Genomic DNA, 13,413 nt, shown 5'->3' on the forward strand with positions numbered 1-13,413 from the left:
CTCCCGTGTCTTATTTCACCGCGCCGAAAGTCAGGCCGCGGACGAGTTGTTTCTGGCTGAACCAGCCCATGATGAGGATCGGCGCGATGGCCATTGTGGAAGCCGCCGAGAGCTTGGCGTAAAACAAGCCCTCGGGGCTGGAGTAGGACGCTATGAAGGCCGTGAGTGGTGCTGCCTTGGCGGCAGTGAGGTTGAGCGTCCAGAAGGCTTCGTTCCAGGCGAGGATGAAGTTGAGCAGCAGCGTCGAGGCAATGCCCGGGACCGCCATCGGCGTCAGGACATAGAGGATCTCGTCGCGCAGCGAGGCACCATCCATGCGGGCCGCTTCGAGGATCTCGCCGGGGATTTCCCGGAAGTAGGTGTAGAGCATCCACACGATGATCGGCAGGTTGATCAGCATCAGCACGAGGGTCAGGCCGATTTTGGTGTCGAGCAGGCCCAGCTTGATGAACATCAGGTAGATCGGATAGAGCACGCCGACCGCCGGGAGCATCTTGGTGCTGAGCATCCAGAGCAGGATGTCCTTGGTGCGCCGCGACGGTACGAAGGCCATCGACCAGGCCGCCGGGATCGCGACGATCAGGCCAAGGATGGTCGAGCCGCCGGCGATGACGATCGAGTTCCACAGGAACTCCGCATAGTCCGAGCGCTGCATCACCGCCGAGTAGTTCTCGGTCGTCCAGTCGAAGAACAGGAAGACCGGCGGGTCTGCGATGGCGGTGGCCTCGGTCTTGAAGCTGGTGAGGATGGTCCACAGGATCGGGAAGAAGATCAGCAGACCAACGGTCCAGGCGGCGAGCGTGTTGAGCGCCTTGCGTTGGGTGGTGACTGCGCGTGCCATGTCTGGTCCCTCCTCAGGCGTCCAAGTTCTTGCCGACGATCCGCATCAGGAAGATCGCGATGATGTTTGCTAGGATCACGGCGTAGATGCCGCCGGCGCTGCCGAGGCCAACGTTCTGGCTCTCGAGGACGCGCTGGTAGATCAGGTAGGTGAGCGTGCGGGTGCCGAAGCTGCCCTGCGTGGTGACGAAGATCTCGGCGAAGATGCCCAGCAGGAAGATCGTCTGGATCAGCAGCACGATGGTCACCGCGCGGCTCAGGTGCGGCAGGATGATGTAGATGAAGCGCGAGGTCCACGGCGCGCCGTCCATCTCCGCGGCCTCGATCTGCTCGCTGTCGAGCGACTGGATCGCGGTAAGCAGGATCAGGGTGGCGAAGGGCAGCCACTGCCACGACACGATCATGATGATCGAGGGCAGGGAGGCCTGGCTCAGCCACTGGATCGGCTCGGCCCCGAAGAATTGCCACAGATGCGCGAAGAGGCCGTTCACCGGGTCCATGAACATGTTTTTCCAGACCAGCGCCGAGACGGTGGGCATGACGAAGAACGGCGCGATCACCAGGATGCGGACGATGCCTTGGCCCCACATCGGCTGGTCGAGCAGCAGCGCCAGCGCGATGCCGAAGGCGATGGTGATCACGAGAACGCCGCCGACGATGATCAGCGTGGCCCAGATGCTGGGCCAGAAGGCCGAGGAGGTGACGAAGCGGACGTAGTTCTCGAAGCCGACCCACCCGAGGTCGCCGCCGCGCAGCGGCAGGTATTTCTTGAACGAGAAGACCAGCGTCATGGTCAGCGGCACCAGCATCCAGCCAAGCAGCAGGATCACGGCGGGCGCCAACATCAATCGGGCGGCAGATCGAGCGTGCTGGGTCGCCATGGCATACCTCCTTGGAGCGCGGACAGCGGGTCCGCCGGGGCGGGACACGGCAGGACATGCCGGTCACGCGGTCTTGGTTGGGGAAAGTGGGAGGCGGCAGTCGGGTGCCGCCTCCCTGTGCAGGCTACCTTGGGGAAGGATCAGTAGCCGGCAGCTTCCATCTCGTCGGTGGTGATCGCCTGGGCGTTCTCCAGCGCCTGCTCGACCGACTGCTGGCCGGCGAGCGCGGCCGAGAACTCCTGGCCGACCTGGGTGCCGATGCCGGCGAACTCGGGGATCGCGACGAACTGCACGCCGGTATAGGGCACCGGGTCCACGGTCGGCTGGTTCGGGTCAGCCTCGTTGATGCTGTTGAGGGTCATCTCGGCGAACGGGACCTTCTGGTACTCTTCGTTCTCGTAGAGCGAGGTGCGGGTGCCCGGAGGAACGTTGGCCCAGCCCTCTTTCGAGGCGACGAGCTGGGTGTATTCCTTCGAGGTTGCCCAGGCGACGAACTTCTTCGCCGCGTCCTCGGCATCGGTGCCGGCAGGGATGCCCAGCGACCAGGCCCAGAGCCAGTTGCCGCGCTTGCCGAGGCCGTTGTCGGGGGCGAGGGCGAAGCCCACGTGCTCGGCGACGGTGGAGTCGTTGGGGTTGGTCACGAAGGAGGCCGCCACGGTGGCGTCGATCCACATGCCGCACTTGCCTTGCTGGAACAGCGAGAGGTTCTCGTTGAAGCCGTTGGTCGAGGCGCCCGGAGGACCGTAGTTGTTCATCAGGTCCATGTAGGTGTTGATGGTGGTGGCCCAGGCCTCGCTGTCGAATTGCGGGGTCCAGTTCTCGTCGAACCAGCGCGCGCCGAAGGAATTCGACATGGCGGTCAGGAAGGCCATGTTCTCGCCCCAGCCGGCCTTGCCGCGCAGGCAGATGCCGTAGATCTCGTTGTCCTTGTCGGTCATCGCCTCGGCGGCCTTGGCGATGTCGTCCCAGGTCGGCGCGTCGGGCATTTCCATGCCGGCGGCGTCCATCAGGTCCTTGCGATACATGACCATCGAGCTCTCGCCGTAGAACGGTGCGGCATAGAGCTCGCCGTCGACGGTCAGGCCGCCGCGGATCGCGGGCAGGATGTCATCCGCGTCCCACTCGGCGGGCAGGTCGTTCAGCGACACCAGCCAGCCCTGCGCGCCCCAGATCGGAACCTCGTAGGTGCCGATCGTCATGACGTCGAACTGGCCGCCCTTGGCGGCAACGTCCTGGGTCACGCGCTGGCGCAGCACGTTCTCTTCCAGGGTCACCCACTCGACCTCGATGTCGGGGTACTGGGCGTTGAATTCATCCATCAGCCCCTGCATCCGGATCATGTCGCCGTTGTTCACGGTCGCGACGGTGATCGTTTCCGCCGAGGCGGCGGTCGCAAGCGCACCAATGGCGCACGCGCCCATCAGGGCGCGGAACGAATTAGACATGGTAGTCCTCCCAAAACCTTCAAGATGAGCATATGCTCAAGAAGTGAGTAAAAGCTCACATGAGGGGGTGAGTCTTGTCAAGCCTGATTTGCGTGCAGTGCATGGCTTATCTGCTGAGCAAAGCGGCGGCAGTGTGCTCGTCGGTGATCAGTCCTTGGATCAGTCGGCCCTTGAGGGCCGCGGCCAAGGCCTTGATCTTGCTGGGGCCGCCGGCAATGCAGATCACCGGATTGCCGTTCACCGGCACCCGCGAGCCGACCATGAAATTGTTGACGGGATGGTCGATATAGGTTCCGTCCGAATCGAAGATATGGCCGCAGATCTCGCCCGCAGCGCCGGCCTCCTGCACCGCCTGAAGCTCCTCGGCGGTGATGAACCCGTCGACATAGAGCGGCGCGTCCTCGGCCATCTGGCCGATTCCCACGATGGTCAGGTCGGCCTGCGCACCGAGGGCGCGCGAGCTCTTCACATGGGGCAGGTTGCGGTAGATTTCGAAATGCTCGGCATCGCGGGCCATCACCGGCACCGACATCGGGTAGTGCGGTGCGCCGGTCTTGTCGGCGATGCGCATGATGACCTCGTAGAACGAGGCCGAGCCGTCGGGCGAGACGTTGCCGATCAGCGAAACCACCCGGTGGTGGCTGGCGGGGATCACCTGCATTTCCTCGATCACCGCGCGCAGCATCCGCCCGGTGCCGAGCGCCACGAGCTTGGGCTCGGGATCGCGGAACACCCGCTCGAGCTCGGGCGCGGCGAAGGGGGCGATGGCGCGCGGCGCATCCTGATCCGAGCCGATGCCGGGCGCGACGCGGACCCGGTCGAGCCCGTATTTCCGGCGCAGCGCCCGCTCCAGTTCGAGGCATTCCGCAATCGGGTGGTCGATGCGCACCCGCACCAGCCCCTCGGCCATGGCGCGCGCCACGAGGCGCTGCGCCCGCTGCCGCGAGATGCCCAGCTCCTGCGCGATCTGGTCCTGCCGCAGGCCGCCCACATAGTAGAGCCAGCCGGCGCGGGCGGCGATGTCGTCGGCGGATGCCTCGCTGTCGTCACTCATGCGCCGGTCCCTCCGTCTGCACCGATTTTCAGAAGCTGCGGGGCAAGATGCGCGAGCTCGGCGAATTTGGCAAATGCCTGATGTGGCTGGGCATCCGGCGCCGAAGGCGGCTCCATGCCCTTGAAATGGCTGCCGCCGGTGAATTGCCAGACCATCATGCCCGCCGCCAGGCCGGCGCGGATCCCGGCCAGCGAGTCCTCCAGGAGCAGGCAATTCTCCGGCGCGACACCGGCCTTTTCCGCCGCCCTGAGCGGTAGATCGGGGGCCGGCTTGCCATGGGTCACCTCGGCAGCGGTGGTGATGCGCCCCTCGAAATACCGCGTCAGCCCGACGATCTCCATCGATTGCGCCACCCGCGCGGGGCTCGAACTCGTCGCGATGACATAGGGCACGGTGAGCGCCTCCAGCGTCTCGGTCAGACCGGGCATGACCTTGAGCTCCTTGCCGAAGGCCGCCACCAGCCGGGCGCGGTAATCGGCCTCGAAGCCCTGGGGCAGGGTGATGGCGAATTCGCGGCGGATCTGCTCGAGCACCACCGGGTAGCTTCGGCCGAGGAAATGCTGCGCCACGTAGGGCAGGTCGATCTCGACGCCGTATTCGGCCAGTTCCGCCACCAGCATCCGCGCGCTGATGACCTCGCTGTCGACGACCACGCCGTCGAAATCGAAGATGACGAGTTGGATCTCTGGCATCGTGCTCCCCCTTGTCCGGGGTGTAGCCGAGCGCCGCGACCGGCGCCAGAGCGCGCGTGCCGGGGCGCCGGGGCGCGCAAGGCGGCGGGGCGCCCTGTTCATGCGGCGTGGAGTTGGATAAGATTCTCAGATCGAGAGTTTTATGGGTGCGTCAACTCAAGCCTCACGGGATCCGCCATGACACGCAGCAGCAGACCGCCTCTCACCCCGCCCGAGCCTGAGCGGGTGTCCGAGTTCCCGCCGGAGTTCGTGCCGGAACTGGTCCGGGAGGTCACGTCGGGGGCCGGGGCCGGCGCAGCGCGTGGGGCAGCGCGGCCGGAGCCGGTCTCGGAGCCGTCCGACCCTGATGAGGCCACGTCCGCCGAGGCGCCAGAGGTGCTCGAGAAGAAGGAGCTGCTCGACCGGGTGGTCGCGCGCAGCGGTGTCAGGAGGCGCGACGCCAAGCCGGCGGTGGAGGCGGCGCTGGCGATTCTGGGCAGCGCACTCGCCGAGGGCCGGGATCTGCGGCTCGAGCCGCTCGGCAAGCTCAAGGTCGCCAACGTGAAGACACGCGGCGGCAAGCGGGTGATCCATGCCAGGCTGCGGCAGAACGCGCCGTGCTGCCCCGAGAGCAGCGGAGTCGGGCCCCAAGGCGAGGCCGCGCAGGACGCCGGGGACTGAGCCTCGTGCCCTGCCGCGACGGCATCGGGCGGGCGGAGGGACTTTCGCCGAAAATCCTGAAATTGCCCTCTTGCACCTCTCGGCGGCTTCTCTTATTAGACCCGCTACCGGGTGATTAGCTCAGTGGTAGAGCGCTTCGTTCACATCGAAGATGTCAGGAGTTCAAATCTCTTATCACCCACCATTCTTCTGAAGGGCGCGCTCTCCGATCGGATCGAGCGCGCCCTTTTTCATTTTGGCTCAGGCGTTTCGTGCGGCATCGCGCGCGATCAGGGCGGTTTCCTCCGCGACCTCGCGGCAGAGCGCGCCGCAGCGCGTGGGGGCGCGGTAGAGCGCGGCGAGCCGTTTCAGGATGCTGGGCATGGTTACCACCTTTCTCTCAGGTCACGGGGCATGGTGCGGTGCGGGGTGTTGGGCGGCGGCTCGGACGGCAGACCGATGTCGCGGGCCAGGGCCGGGCTCCGGCGCAGCTGCGCCAGCCGTCTGCGGGCGCGGCGGGCGCGCAGCCGTGTCTGGAGCGGGGCGAGCAGGCGCAAGCGCAGGCGGATCGGACGCAGGCCGATGATGCGGGTCGGGGTCGTCATGGGCGGGTCTCCTTGCAGATTCGGTCGATATCGATCACTGTGCTTCCTCAAGTTCACTTGAGGTCAAGCGCCCATGTCGTCATCTGCCCGCGGTCGCGCCGCGCCCGTCCGCCCCAATGATCTCTCGGTCGGAGAGATGGCCGCCCGCGCCGGTGTCGCGGTCTCGACGCTGCATTTCTACGAATCCGAGGGGCTGATCGAGAGCTGGCGCACCCCCGCCAATCACCGTCGTTACGACCGCCGAGAGCTGCGCCGGGTGGCGGTGATCCGGGTGGCGCAATCGCTGGGCATTCCGCTCGCGGAGATTCGTACCATGCTGGCACGGCTGCCGAAGGGCAGGGCGCCGAACAAGGCGGAATGGCAGGCGGTCTCGGAGGACTGGCGCAGCGAGCTCGACGCCCGCATCGCCCGGCTCGAGGCGCTGCGCGACGATCTTGACGGCTGCATCGGATGCGGCTGTCTGTCGATGGAGACCTGTCCGCTCTACAATCCCGGCGATGCCAAGGGCCGCGAGGGGCCGGGGCCGCGCACCTGGATCGCGCGTGAGCGCCGGCGGCGCAAAGCGACTTGAACTGCGCCGCGCGCTTGGCTAAACCGCGCGGGCCGGGTGATTAGCTCAGTTGGTAGAGCGCTTCGTTTACACCGAAGATGTCGGGAGTTCGAGTCTCTCATCACCCACCATTCCCTCCGATGCACCGGCCCCTGACGCTCGCCCTTCTGGGCGCATGCGGTCAGATGAATCGGGTGCGCCGCCCTCCGCAGTCGCAGGGCGCCACGTTCCGGCGGGAGGCGCGCGGCGCGATCTGAGCAGGCGCATCGCCAGGCGCAGTCGCACAGTGGCCATGCTGCCTCTGCAGCGGCCATCGCTCACACCCATACCGCCCGATGCGCTTGCTCCGGCGCAAACCGCAAGAGGCTCACTCCATCGCGAGGATCATGTTGCGTACGACCGGGTAGATCTCGTTTTCCCAGCGGCGGCCGTTGAAGACACCGTAGTGCCCGACGTTGGCCTGAAGGTGATGGCGCTTGAGATGCGGCCGCAGCGTCGAGCAGAGATCATGCGCCGCGGTGGTCTGGCCGAGCCCGCAGATGTCGTCGCGCCCGCCCTCGACGGTGAGCAGCGCGGTGTTGCGGATCTTCGACGGATCGACCTTGCGGCCGCGGAAGCTGAAATCGCCGGTGGCCAGCTCGGCGCGCTGGAACACGCGGTCGATGGTCTCGATGTAGAATTCCTCGGTCAGGTCGAGCACCGCGAAATACTCGTCGTAGAACTCCTTGATCCGGCGCGCCTCGGTGTCCTCGCCTGCGGCGAGATGATCGTAGAGCTTGCGGTGCTGTGACTGGTGGCGCTCCATGTTCATCGACATGAAGGCGGTGAGCTGCACGAAGCCCGGATAGACCCGCCGCCCGGCGCCCGGGTAGCGGAACGGCACCGTCGAGATCACGTTGCGCTCGAACCAGCCCAGCGGTTTCTCCTGCGCCAGCTCGTTGACCGTGGTCGGGCTCTCGCGCACATCCACAGGGCCCGCCATCAGCGTCATCGAGCGCGGCGTCGCCGGGTTGCGATCCTCCGACATCACCGCCACCGCGGCCAGCGCCTGCACGCAGGGCTGGCAGACCGCCAGCACGTGGCCGCCGGGGCCGATGGTCTCCATGAAGCGGATGACGTAGTCGATGTAATCCTCGACGCCGAAATCGCCGGCATCGCGCGGCACGTCGCGGGCGTTCTTCCAGTCGGTGATATAGACGTCGTGGTCGCGCAGCAGGGTCTTCACGGTGCCCGCCAGCAGGGTGGCGAAATGCCCCGAGAGCGGCGCCGTGACCAGCACCTTCGGCTGCGCTGTGTCGATATCCTTGCGGAAGTGCAGCAGGTTGCCGAAGGGCAGGTCGAGCGCCACCTCCTCGGTCACCGGCACGTCGCGGTTCTCCACCCGGACCGAGGAGATGCCGAAGCCCGGCCGCTCGTGGGTGAGCTGGAAGCGCGAGACCATCTCGGCCAGCGCGGCGTTCTTGCGGATCAGATCGGCGAAGGGGCCGGCGCCTCTGGGGGCGAAGGCCAGCGCGGTGAGCGCGGCGGTGCGAAAAGGGGCGATAAAATCATCAAGTCCCTGGTAGGTGGCGTAGAGCACGGCAGTCTGACCCTCCTTCGTTGCAAAAACGCTAGCCAGAACCCGGGGGCCATGCGACAAAAATCATGACGCAGTGCAGCATCACGTCAGGAACGGGGGGAGCATGGTCACGGCAACGCTCACGATTTCATCGAAGAACTATTCCTCCTGGTCGTTGCGCGGCTGGCTGTTGTGCAAGATGTCGGGGCTCGATTTCGACGAGGCGCCGGTCGATCCAACCGATGCCGAGATGCGGCAGGAATTGCTTTTGCTTTCACCCACCGTGCGGGTGCCGCGCCTGACCCACGGCAAGGTCCAGGTCTGGGACACGCTGGCGATCGCGGAATATCTCAACGAGTGTTTTCCGGAGGCGAAGCTCTATCCCGAAGACGTGGTGCGGCGGGCCCATTGCCGGGCGATCGCCGGCGAGATGCATTCGGGCTTCTACAACCTGCGCTCGGCGCTGCCGATGAACCTCAAGGCCCGACACGAGCGTTTCAAGATCTTCTCCGGCGCGCGCCCTGATGTGGAGCGGGTGAAGGCGATCTGGCACGATTGCCTCGACACCTATGGCGGACCGTTCCTGTTCGGCCGTCCCACCGTGGCGGATGCGATGTATGCGCCGGTCTGCACCCGCTTCCGCACTTACGCGGTGACGCTGGATGACCGGCTCGAAGCCTATATCGACACGGTGCTCGACTGGGCCCCGATGCAGGACTGGATCGCCGGCGCACTGGCCGAGCCGGAAGAGATCGAGGAGCTCGAGGTCGAGTTCTGAGGCGCGCGGGGGCGCACGCTTTCGGGTCTCCGGCACGGGCGGTCTTGTTTCTCTCTCCCTGATGGAAGATGTCCGGTGCCTCAGGCCGGGGTCAGCCGCCGCGCCAGCGCCAGAGCGCCGTCGAGCCCGCTGCCTTCGGGCGCTCGCAGCGCCTCGGCCATCTCGCGCGGCAGCCAGTCCGCATAGGCCGCCGCGACCCCTCCGATCAGGCAGATCGGCTCCTCGGGGCGCCAACCCAGCGCGTTGAGCCCGGTCGCCACGTAGGCGGTGCCGCGACGCATCTGCAGCGCCGCTGCCGGATCCTCCGGCGCCTGCGTCACCCGCGGCGCGAGCTGGCCGAAGCGCTCCGGCGTGGCGCTCGCGGCGAAGGCGATGACCCCCGGCGCACCGCCGAGATCCTCGAGCAGCGCCTCGGTCACCGGGGTCTGCGCCTCGAGCCGGTCATGGGCGCGCAGCGTGTAGATCAGGATCTCCCGGCCGAGCCAGGCCGCCGAGGCCTCGTCGCCCAGGACCAGCCCGTAGCCGCCGATGCTGCGGAAGCTGTCGCCGTCCTGGCGGGCGAGGAAGCTGCCGGTGCCGAGCCCGGCGACGCAGCCCGTGGCCCGCCCAAGCGCGCCCACCACCGATGCGCGGCGATCCTCCTCGACCACCGCGTGATCGAGGGGCAGGGCGCGCGCCACCCGCTGCGCCAGCGCCTCGCCGGTGACCCCGGCCAGCGCGAGATAGGCCGGGCAGGCGCGCAGCGCCTCCGGGCTCAGCCCCGCTGCCTGCGCCACCGCCTGCAGCCCTTCGGAGATGCGCGCCACCGCGCCATCGAAATCGCTGGTCACGTTGGCGGCGCCGAGGCTCACCACGTGCCGGCTGCCGGCGTGTTCGAGCGCCACCCGGCAGGTCGAGCCGCCGCCATCCACCGCAAGGATCATCGCGACAGCTCCTTCATGCCGCGGCTGATCCCCTCCAGGGTCATCGGCACCATGCGCTCCTCGAAGATCTCGCGGATCATGCCGATGCTCTGGGTATAGGGCCAGTGCCGCTCGGGCACCGGGTTGATCCAGAGGTGATCGGGCCATTGCGCCCGCGCCCGCTCGAGCCAGACCTGCCCGGCCTCCTGGTTCCAGTGCTCGTTGGCACCGCCGGGATAGGCGATCTCGTAGGGGCTCATCGAGGCGTCACCCACGAAGATGCACTTGTAGTCGGAGCCGTAGGTGTTGAGCACGTCCCAGGTCGCGGTCTGCTGGTCCCAGCGCCGCCGGTTGTCGCGCCACACGCCCTCGTAGAGGCAGTTGTGGAAGTAGTAATGCTCGAGATGCTTGAACTCCGTGCGCGCCGCGGAGAACAGCTCCTCGACCACCTTGATATGCGGATCCATCGATCCGCCGATGTCGAAGAACAGCAGCAGCTTGACGGCGTTGCGGCGCTCGGGCCTTGTCTTGACGTCGAGATAGCCGTGCTCGGCGGTGGCGCGGATGGTGCCGTCGAGATCGAGCTCCTCCTGCGCGCCGTCGCGGGCCCAGCGGCGCAGCCGCTTCAGCGCCACCTTGATGTTGCGCGTGCCGAGTTCGACGCTGTCGTCGAGATTGCGGAATTCGCGCTTGTCCCAGACCTTGACCGCGCGCTTGTGGCGGCTCTCGTGCTGGCCGATGCGCACGCCCTCCGGGTTGTAGCCATAGGCGCCGAAAGGCGAGGTGCCGGCAGTGCCGACCCATTTGTTGCCGCCCTGGTGCCGGCCCTGCTGTTCGCGCAGGCGCTCCTGCAGCGTCTCCATCAACTTGTCGAACCCGCCCAGCGCCTCGATCTCGCGCTTCTCTTCCTCGGTGAGGTGCTTCTCGGCCATCTTGCGCAGCCAGTCCTCGGGCAGTTCCACCGCCTCGAGCATCTGCTCCAGCCCAATCTCCTCGAGCCCCTTGAAACTGTGGGCAAAGGCCTGGTCGAAGCGGTCGAGATGGCGCTCGTCCTTCACCATGGCGCTGCGCGCGAGGTAGTAGAACCCCTCCACGTCATAGGTCGCCAGGCCCGCTTTCATGGCCTCGAGAAAGGTCAGGTACTCGCGTAGCGAGACCGGCACCTGCGCGGCGCGAAGGGTTTCGAAGAACGGTACGAACATGGGGGCTCCGCTGGTCTGCGCTCATCCTACGCGAAGCGGCCCCGGTCGCAACCACCGCCTCGCCGCCCCGCGGAAAAACGCGCTCCCGCGCCGCACCTCAGAAACAGCGCGCTCCCTGCAGCTTCTTCTGGCCAGAAATATCCCGGGGTGAATGGCGCCGCAGGCGTCAGAGGGGCAGCGCCCCTGAGAGCGATGCAGGCCGCCCCGCTCAGGTCGCGAGTTTCTCGATCACGATGGTCACGATCAACCCGGCCAGGCCGAAGGCAATGCCGTAGACCACGACGAACTGCGCGATATCGGCGAGATCGCCCTTGCGGCGCTTGGCGGTCAGCCCGCCGATGATGGCCCCGATCAGAACCCCGGCTATCACGATCATCCTGCGCCCCTGCCTCCCTTAAGCGGATTGAGAGAGCCGATCTCGCGCGCCTTGGCGCCCACGGCCCAGTCCGGGCCGAAGCCGTATCGTGCCCAGGCCAGGGAGTCCAGCTTGACCAGCCGGCTTTCGGAGGCCCGCCCGGCGAGGTCGAGCGCCTCGCTGCGCAGCAGGAGCAGCGTCGAGAGCAGCGCCGCGTTCTCGTGCCGCATGGCGGTGTCGAGATGCGGCGCGGTCAGCGCCAGCGCCGCCTCGGGGCGGTTGTCGTGGATCTCGTACGCGGCGAGCTGGGCGGCCACGTAGGCCTGGTGCAGCGCCGTGTCCGGGGCGCGCTCGAAGGCCTGCTGCGCGCGCAGGAAGGCGCGCCGCCCCGCCTCGGCATCGCTGCCCTGCAACAGCCGTCCCTTGGCATAGAAGGAAAAGCCCAGCCGGTGATCGGTCCAGCCTTCGCGCTCGGCGATCGCCAGCGCCGTCGAGGCCGCCTTGAGCCGCGCGCCATAGCCCGCGCCGGGGCCGAGCGCGGTCTGGATCGCGGCGCTCCAGTCGCGCGGCGTGGCGGAGAGCCGGCGGGCCTGCTGGCGCGCGCCGCCGGGATTGGCGCGGGCGAGGATCGCCGGCAGCCGCGCGGCGACCTCGTCGCGGCGCATGCCCGAGCGCAGGGCGGGATCGTAGAACACCCGCAGCACGGTCATGTCGTAGCCGGTCAGCACGTTGTGGACATTGTCGTCGTTGAACACGCTGTCGCCGAGCCGGTAGAGATCGTTGAGAGGACCGAGCGCCTGCGCGATCTCCTCGTGCAGGCAATCGCGCAGCTCCTGCGGCGCGGCATCGGCGGGCAGGAAGATCGCCACGCGTTCGCGGCGGGTGACGGCGGTCCAGCTCACCCGACGGCTGTTGCGCGCGGAGAGGTATTCCTTCAGCGAGCCGACATTCGGCACCACGAAGCAGGCGGCCTGCGGCAGGTGGCGGCGGATCTCGTCACGCGGCACGGGGACGAGGGTGATGTTGGCCTCGGTGCCGCTGACACGGGAGATCTCGATCCCGGCCTCGCGGCGCAGGCGCTGCAGCAGCCGGTCGAGATCCGGCCCCAGCGTCGGTGGGGCCTTACCCTGCACGGCGACGGTGACCGGCGTCTCGAAGCGCGAGAACTGCTCCAGCGCGCGGCCAGATTCCAGCGCGAAGGCCAGTTCCAGCACGTCGCGGCCGAGATCGGCATTCGAGATCGCCGGCGGCGCCGGATGGGCCTGGGCGAAGCTCTTCATCGCGGGCAGGGGGCCGAGATCGCCCAGCGAGGCGGCGGCACGGCTCGCCGTCTCCGGAGACGCGACCGGCATGCAGGAGGCCAGCCACATCAGCACCGGAAACAGCAGCCGGCGCATCAGGGCCTCTGGTACTTGATGAAGGGGGTCAGGGTGCCGATCCGGTCATAGAGCTGCCGGGCGGTGTGGTTGAAGTCCTGCGTCAGCCAGTAGACGCTCGGCGATCCGGCCTTGTCGGCCTCGGCATAGACCGCCTCGATCAGCGCCCGGCCGACGCCCTTGCCGCGCGCCTCGGGGGCGGCGAAGAGATCCTGCAGGTAGCAGACATTCTCGACCCGCCAGCAATGCCGGTGGAAGAGGTAGTGCACCAGCCCGACCAGCTCGCCGTCGCTCTCGGCCACCAGCGCGTGGAACTCGTGGTCGTCATCGTCGAGCAGGCGGGCGAAGGTGGTCTGGTAGACCTCCTCGCTCACCGAGGATTCGTAGAAGGTCAGGTAGCCGGTCCAGAGCTTGCGCCAGCTGTCTTCGTCAGCCGCCCGGAGCGGTCGCACGGTCACCGTGTCTTGGGTCATCTGTGGGTCTTGCCTGTCTTTGATCACTGCTCGGGTGCGGGTCTCGCGCCCGGATTGTGTCGA

The 13,413-nt window shown here is 67.3% G+C and carries 16 protein-coding genes and 2 tRNA genes; 5 read left to right on the plus strand and 13 right to left on the minus strand.

The genetic code is table 11. The features are described 5' to 3' along the window. Positions 1–10: 10 nt before the first annotated feature. From KUV62_RS21540 to KUV62_RS21560, 5 genes are all read right to left on the minus strand, one after another. The gene (locus KUV62_RS21540) at positions 11–841 is read right to left on the minus strand and encodes a carbohydrate ABC transporter permease (RefSeq protein ID WP_222605819.1); all 831 of its coding nucleotides are present in this window, start codon (positions 839–841) and stop codon (positions 11–13) included. 13 nt (positions 842–854) lie between these two features. Further along, positions 855–1,721, minus strand: a complete 867-nt coding sequence (locus KUV62_RS21545; protein WP_222605820.1) for a carbohydrate ABC transporter permease — start codon at positions 1,719–1,721, stop codon at positions 855–857. A gap of 140 nt (positions 1,722–1,861) precedes the next feature. Beyond that, positions 1,862–3,166, minus strand: a complete 1,305-nt coding sequence (locus KUV62_RS21550) for an ABC transporter substrate-binding protein (RefSeq protein WP_222605821.1) — start codon at positions 3,164–3,166, stop codon at positions 1,862–1,864. A gap of 106 nt (positions 3,167–3,272) precedes the next feature. After that, the gene (locus tag KUV62_RS21555; protein ID WP_222605822.1) at positions 3,273–4,220 is read right to left on the minus strand and encodes a sugar-binding transcriptional regulator; all 948 of its coding nucleotides are present in this window, start codon (positions 4,218–4,220) and stop codon (positions 3,273–3,275) included. Then, complete coding sequence (locus KUV62_RS21560; RefSeq protein WP_222605823.1) at positions 4,217–4,912, minus strand: HAD family hydrolase; 696 nt, start codon at positions 4,910–4,912, stop codon at positions 4,217–4,219. The genes KUV62_RS21555 and KUV62_RS21560 overlap by 4 nt, the downstream gene beginning before the upstream one ends. A 177-nt stretch (positions 4,913–5,089) precedes the next feature. Here KUV62_RS21560 and KUV62_RS21565 point away from each other — a divergent pair, with 177 nt between their 5' ends. Then, positions 5,090–5,572: an HU family DNA-binding protein gene (locus tag KUV62_RS21565; RefSeq protein WP_222605824.1), complete on the plus strand. Its 483-nt coding sequence runs from the start codon at positions 5,090–5,092 to the stop codon at positions 5,570–5,572. Between the two features lie 109 nt (positions 5,573–5,681). Further along, positions 5,682–5,756: transfer RNA gene (locus KUV62_RS21570), tRNA-Val, on the plus strand. Between the two features lie 56 nt (positions 5,757–5,812). On the opposite strand, the gene KUV62_RS22760 is transcribed toward KUV62_RS21570, so the two are convergent. Both KUV62_RS22760 and KUV62_RS21575 read right to left on the minus strand, forming a co-directional pair. Next, positions 5,813–5,935: a hypothetical protein gene (locus KUV62_RS22760; protein ID WP_261395826.1), complete on the minus strand. Its 123-nt coding sequence runs from the start codon at positions 5,933–5,935 to the stop codon at positions 5,813–5,815. 2 nt (positions 5,936–5,937) lie between these two features. Then, positions 5,938–6,156, minus strand: coding sequence for a hypothetical protein (locus tag KUV62_RS21575; RefSeq protein WP_222605825.1), 219 nt, complete (start codon positions 6,154–6,156; stop codon positions 5,938–5,940). A gap of 73 nt (positions 6,157–6,229) precedes the next feature. On the opposite strand from KUV62_RS21575, the gene soxR reads away from it, so the two are divergent. Both soxR and KUV62_RS21585 read left to right on the plus strand, forming a co-directional pair. Next, a complete protein-coding gene (soxR, locus tag KUV62_RS21580; RefSeq protein WP_261395827.1) occupies positions 6,230–6,727 on the plus strand; it encodes a redox-sensitive transcriptional activator SoxR in 498 nt (165 codons plus the stop codon). Between the two features lie 34 nt (positions 6,728–6,761). Continuing rightward, a tRNA-Val gene (locus tag KUV62_RS21585) sits at positions 6,762–6,837 on the plus strand. 236 nt (positions 6,838–7,073) lie between these two features. On the opposite strand, the gene KUV62_RS21590 is transcribed toward KUV62_RS21585, so the two are convergent. Next, positions 7,074–8,285 (minus strand): polyhydroxyalkanoate depolymerase, encoded by a 1,212-nt coding sequence (locus tag KUV62_RS21590; RefSeq protein ID WP_222605826.1) that lies wholly within the window; start codon positions 8,283–8,285, stop codon positions 7,074–7,076. Between the two features lie 103 nt (positions 8,286–8,388). On the opposite strand from KUV62_RS21590, the gene KUV62_RS21595 reads away from it, so the two are divergent. Further along, complete coding sequence (locus KUV62_RS21595) at positions 8,389–9,042, plus strand: glutathione S-transferase family protein (protein WP_222605827.1); 654 nt, start codon at positions 8,389–8,391, stop codon at positions 9,040–9,042. Positions 9,043–9,122: 80 nt separating this feature from the next. Here the strand turns inward: KUV62_RS21595 and KUV62_RS21600 are convergent, their stop codons facing one another. The 5 genes from KUV62_RS21600 to KUV62_RS21620 form a co-directional block, all read right to left on the minus strand. Beyond that, complete coding sequence (locus tag KUV62_RS21600; RefSeq protein WP_222605828.1) at positions 9,123–9,965, minus strand: BadF/BadG/BcrA/BcrD ATPase family protein; 843 nt, start codon at positions 9,963–9,965, stop codon at positions 9,123–9,125. After that, a complete protein-coding gene (locus KUV62_RS21605; protein ID WP_222605829.1) occupies positions 9,962–11,146 on the minus strand; it encodes a vWA domain-containing protein in 1,185 nt (394 codons plus the stop codon). Before KUV62_RS21605 ends, KUV62_RS21600 begins: the two co-directional genes overlap by 4 nt. Positions 11,147–11,354: 208 nt before the next feature. Beyond that, positions 11,355–11,522, minus strand: a complete 168-nt coding sequence (locus KUV62_RS21610; RefSeq protein WP_222605830.1) for an apolipoprotein acyltransferase — start codon at positions 11,520–11,522, stop codon at positions 11,355–11,357. Then, positions 11,519–12,898, minus strand: coding sequence for a DUF2927 domain-containing protein (locus KUV62_RS21615; protein ID WP_222605831.1), 1,380 nt, complete (start codon positions 12,896–12,898; stop codon positions 11,519–11,521). The genes KUV62_RS21610 and KUV62_RS21615 overlap by 4 nt, the downstream gene beginning before the upstream one ends. Beyond that, positions 12,898–13,350: a GNAT family N-acetyltransferase gene (locus KUV62_RS21620; protein WP_222605832.1), complete on the minus strand. Its 453-nt coding sequence runs from the start codon at positions 13,348–13,350 to the stop codon at positions 12,898–12,900. The genes KUV62_RS21615 and KUV62_RS21620 overlap by 1 nt, the downstream gene beginning before the upstream one ends. Positions 13,351–13,413: the final 63 nt, after the last annotated feature.

Origin of the sequence: Salipiger bermudensis (assembly GCF_019801965.1) — a bacterium.
GTDB classification, from domain to species: Bacteria; Pseudomonadota; Alphaproteobacteria; order Rhodobacterales; family Rhodobacteraceae; genus Salipiger; species Salipiger bermudensis_A.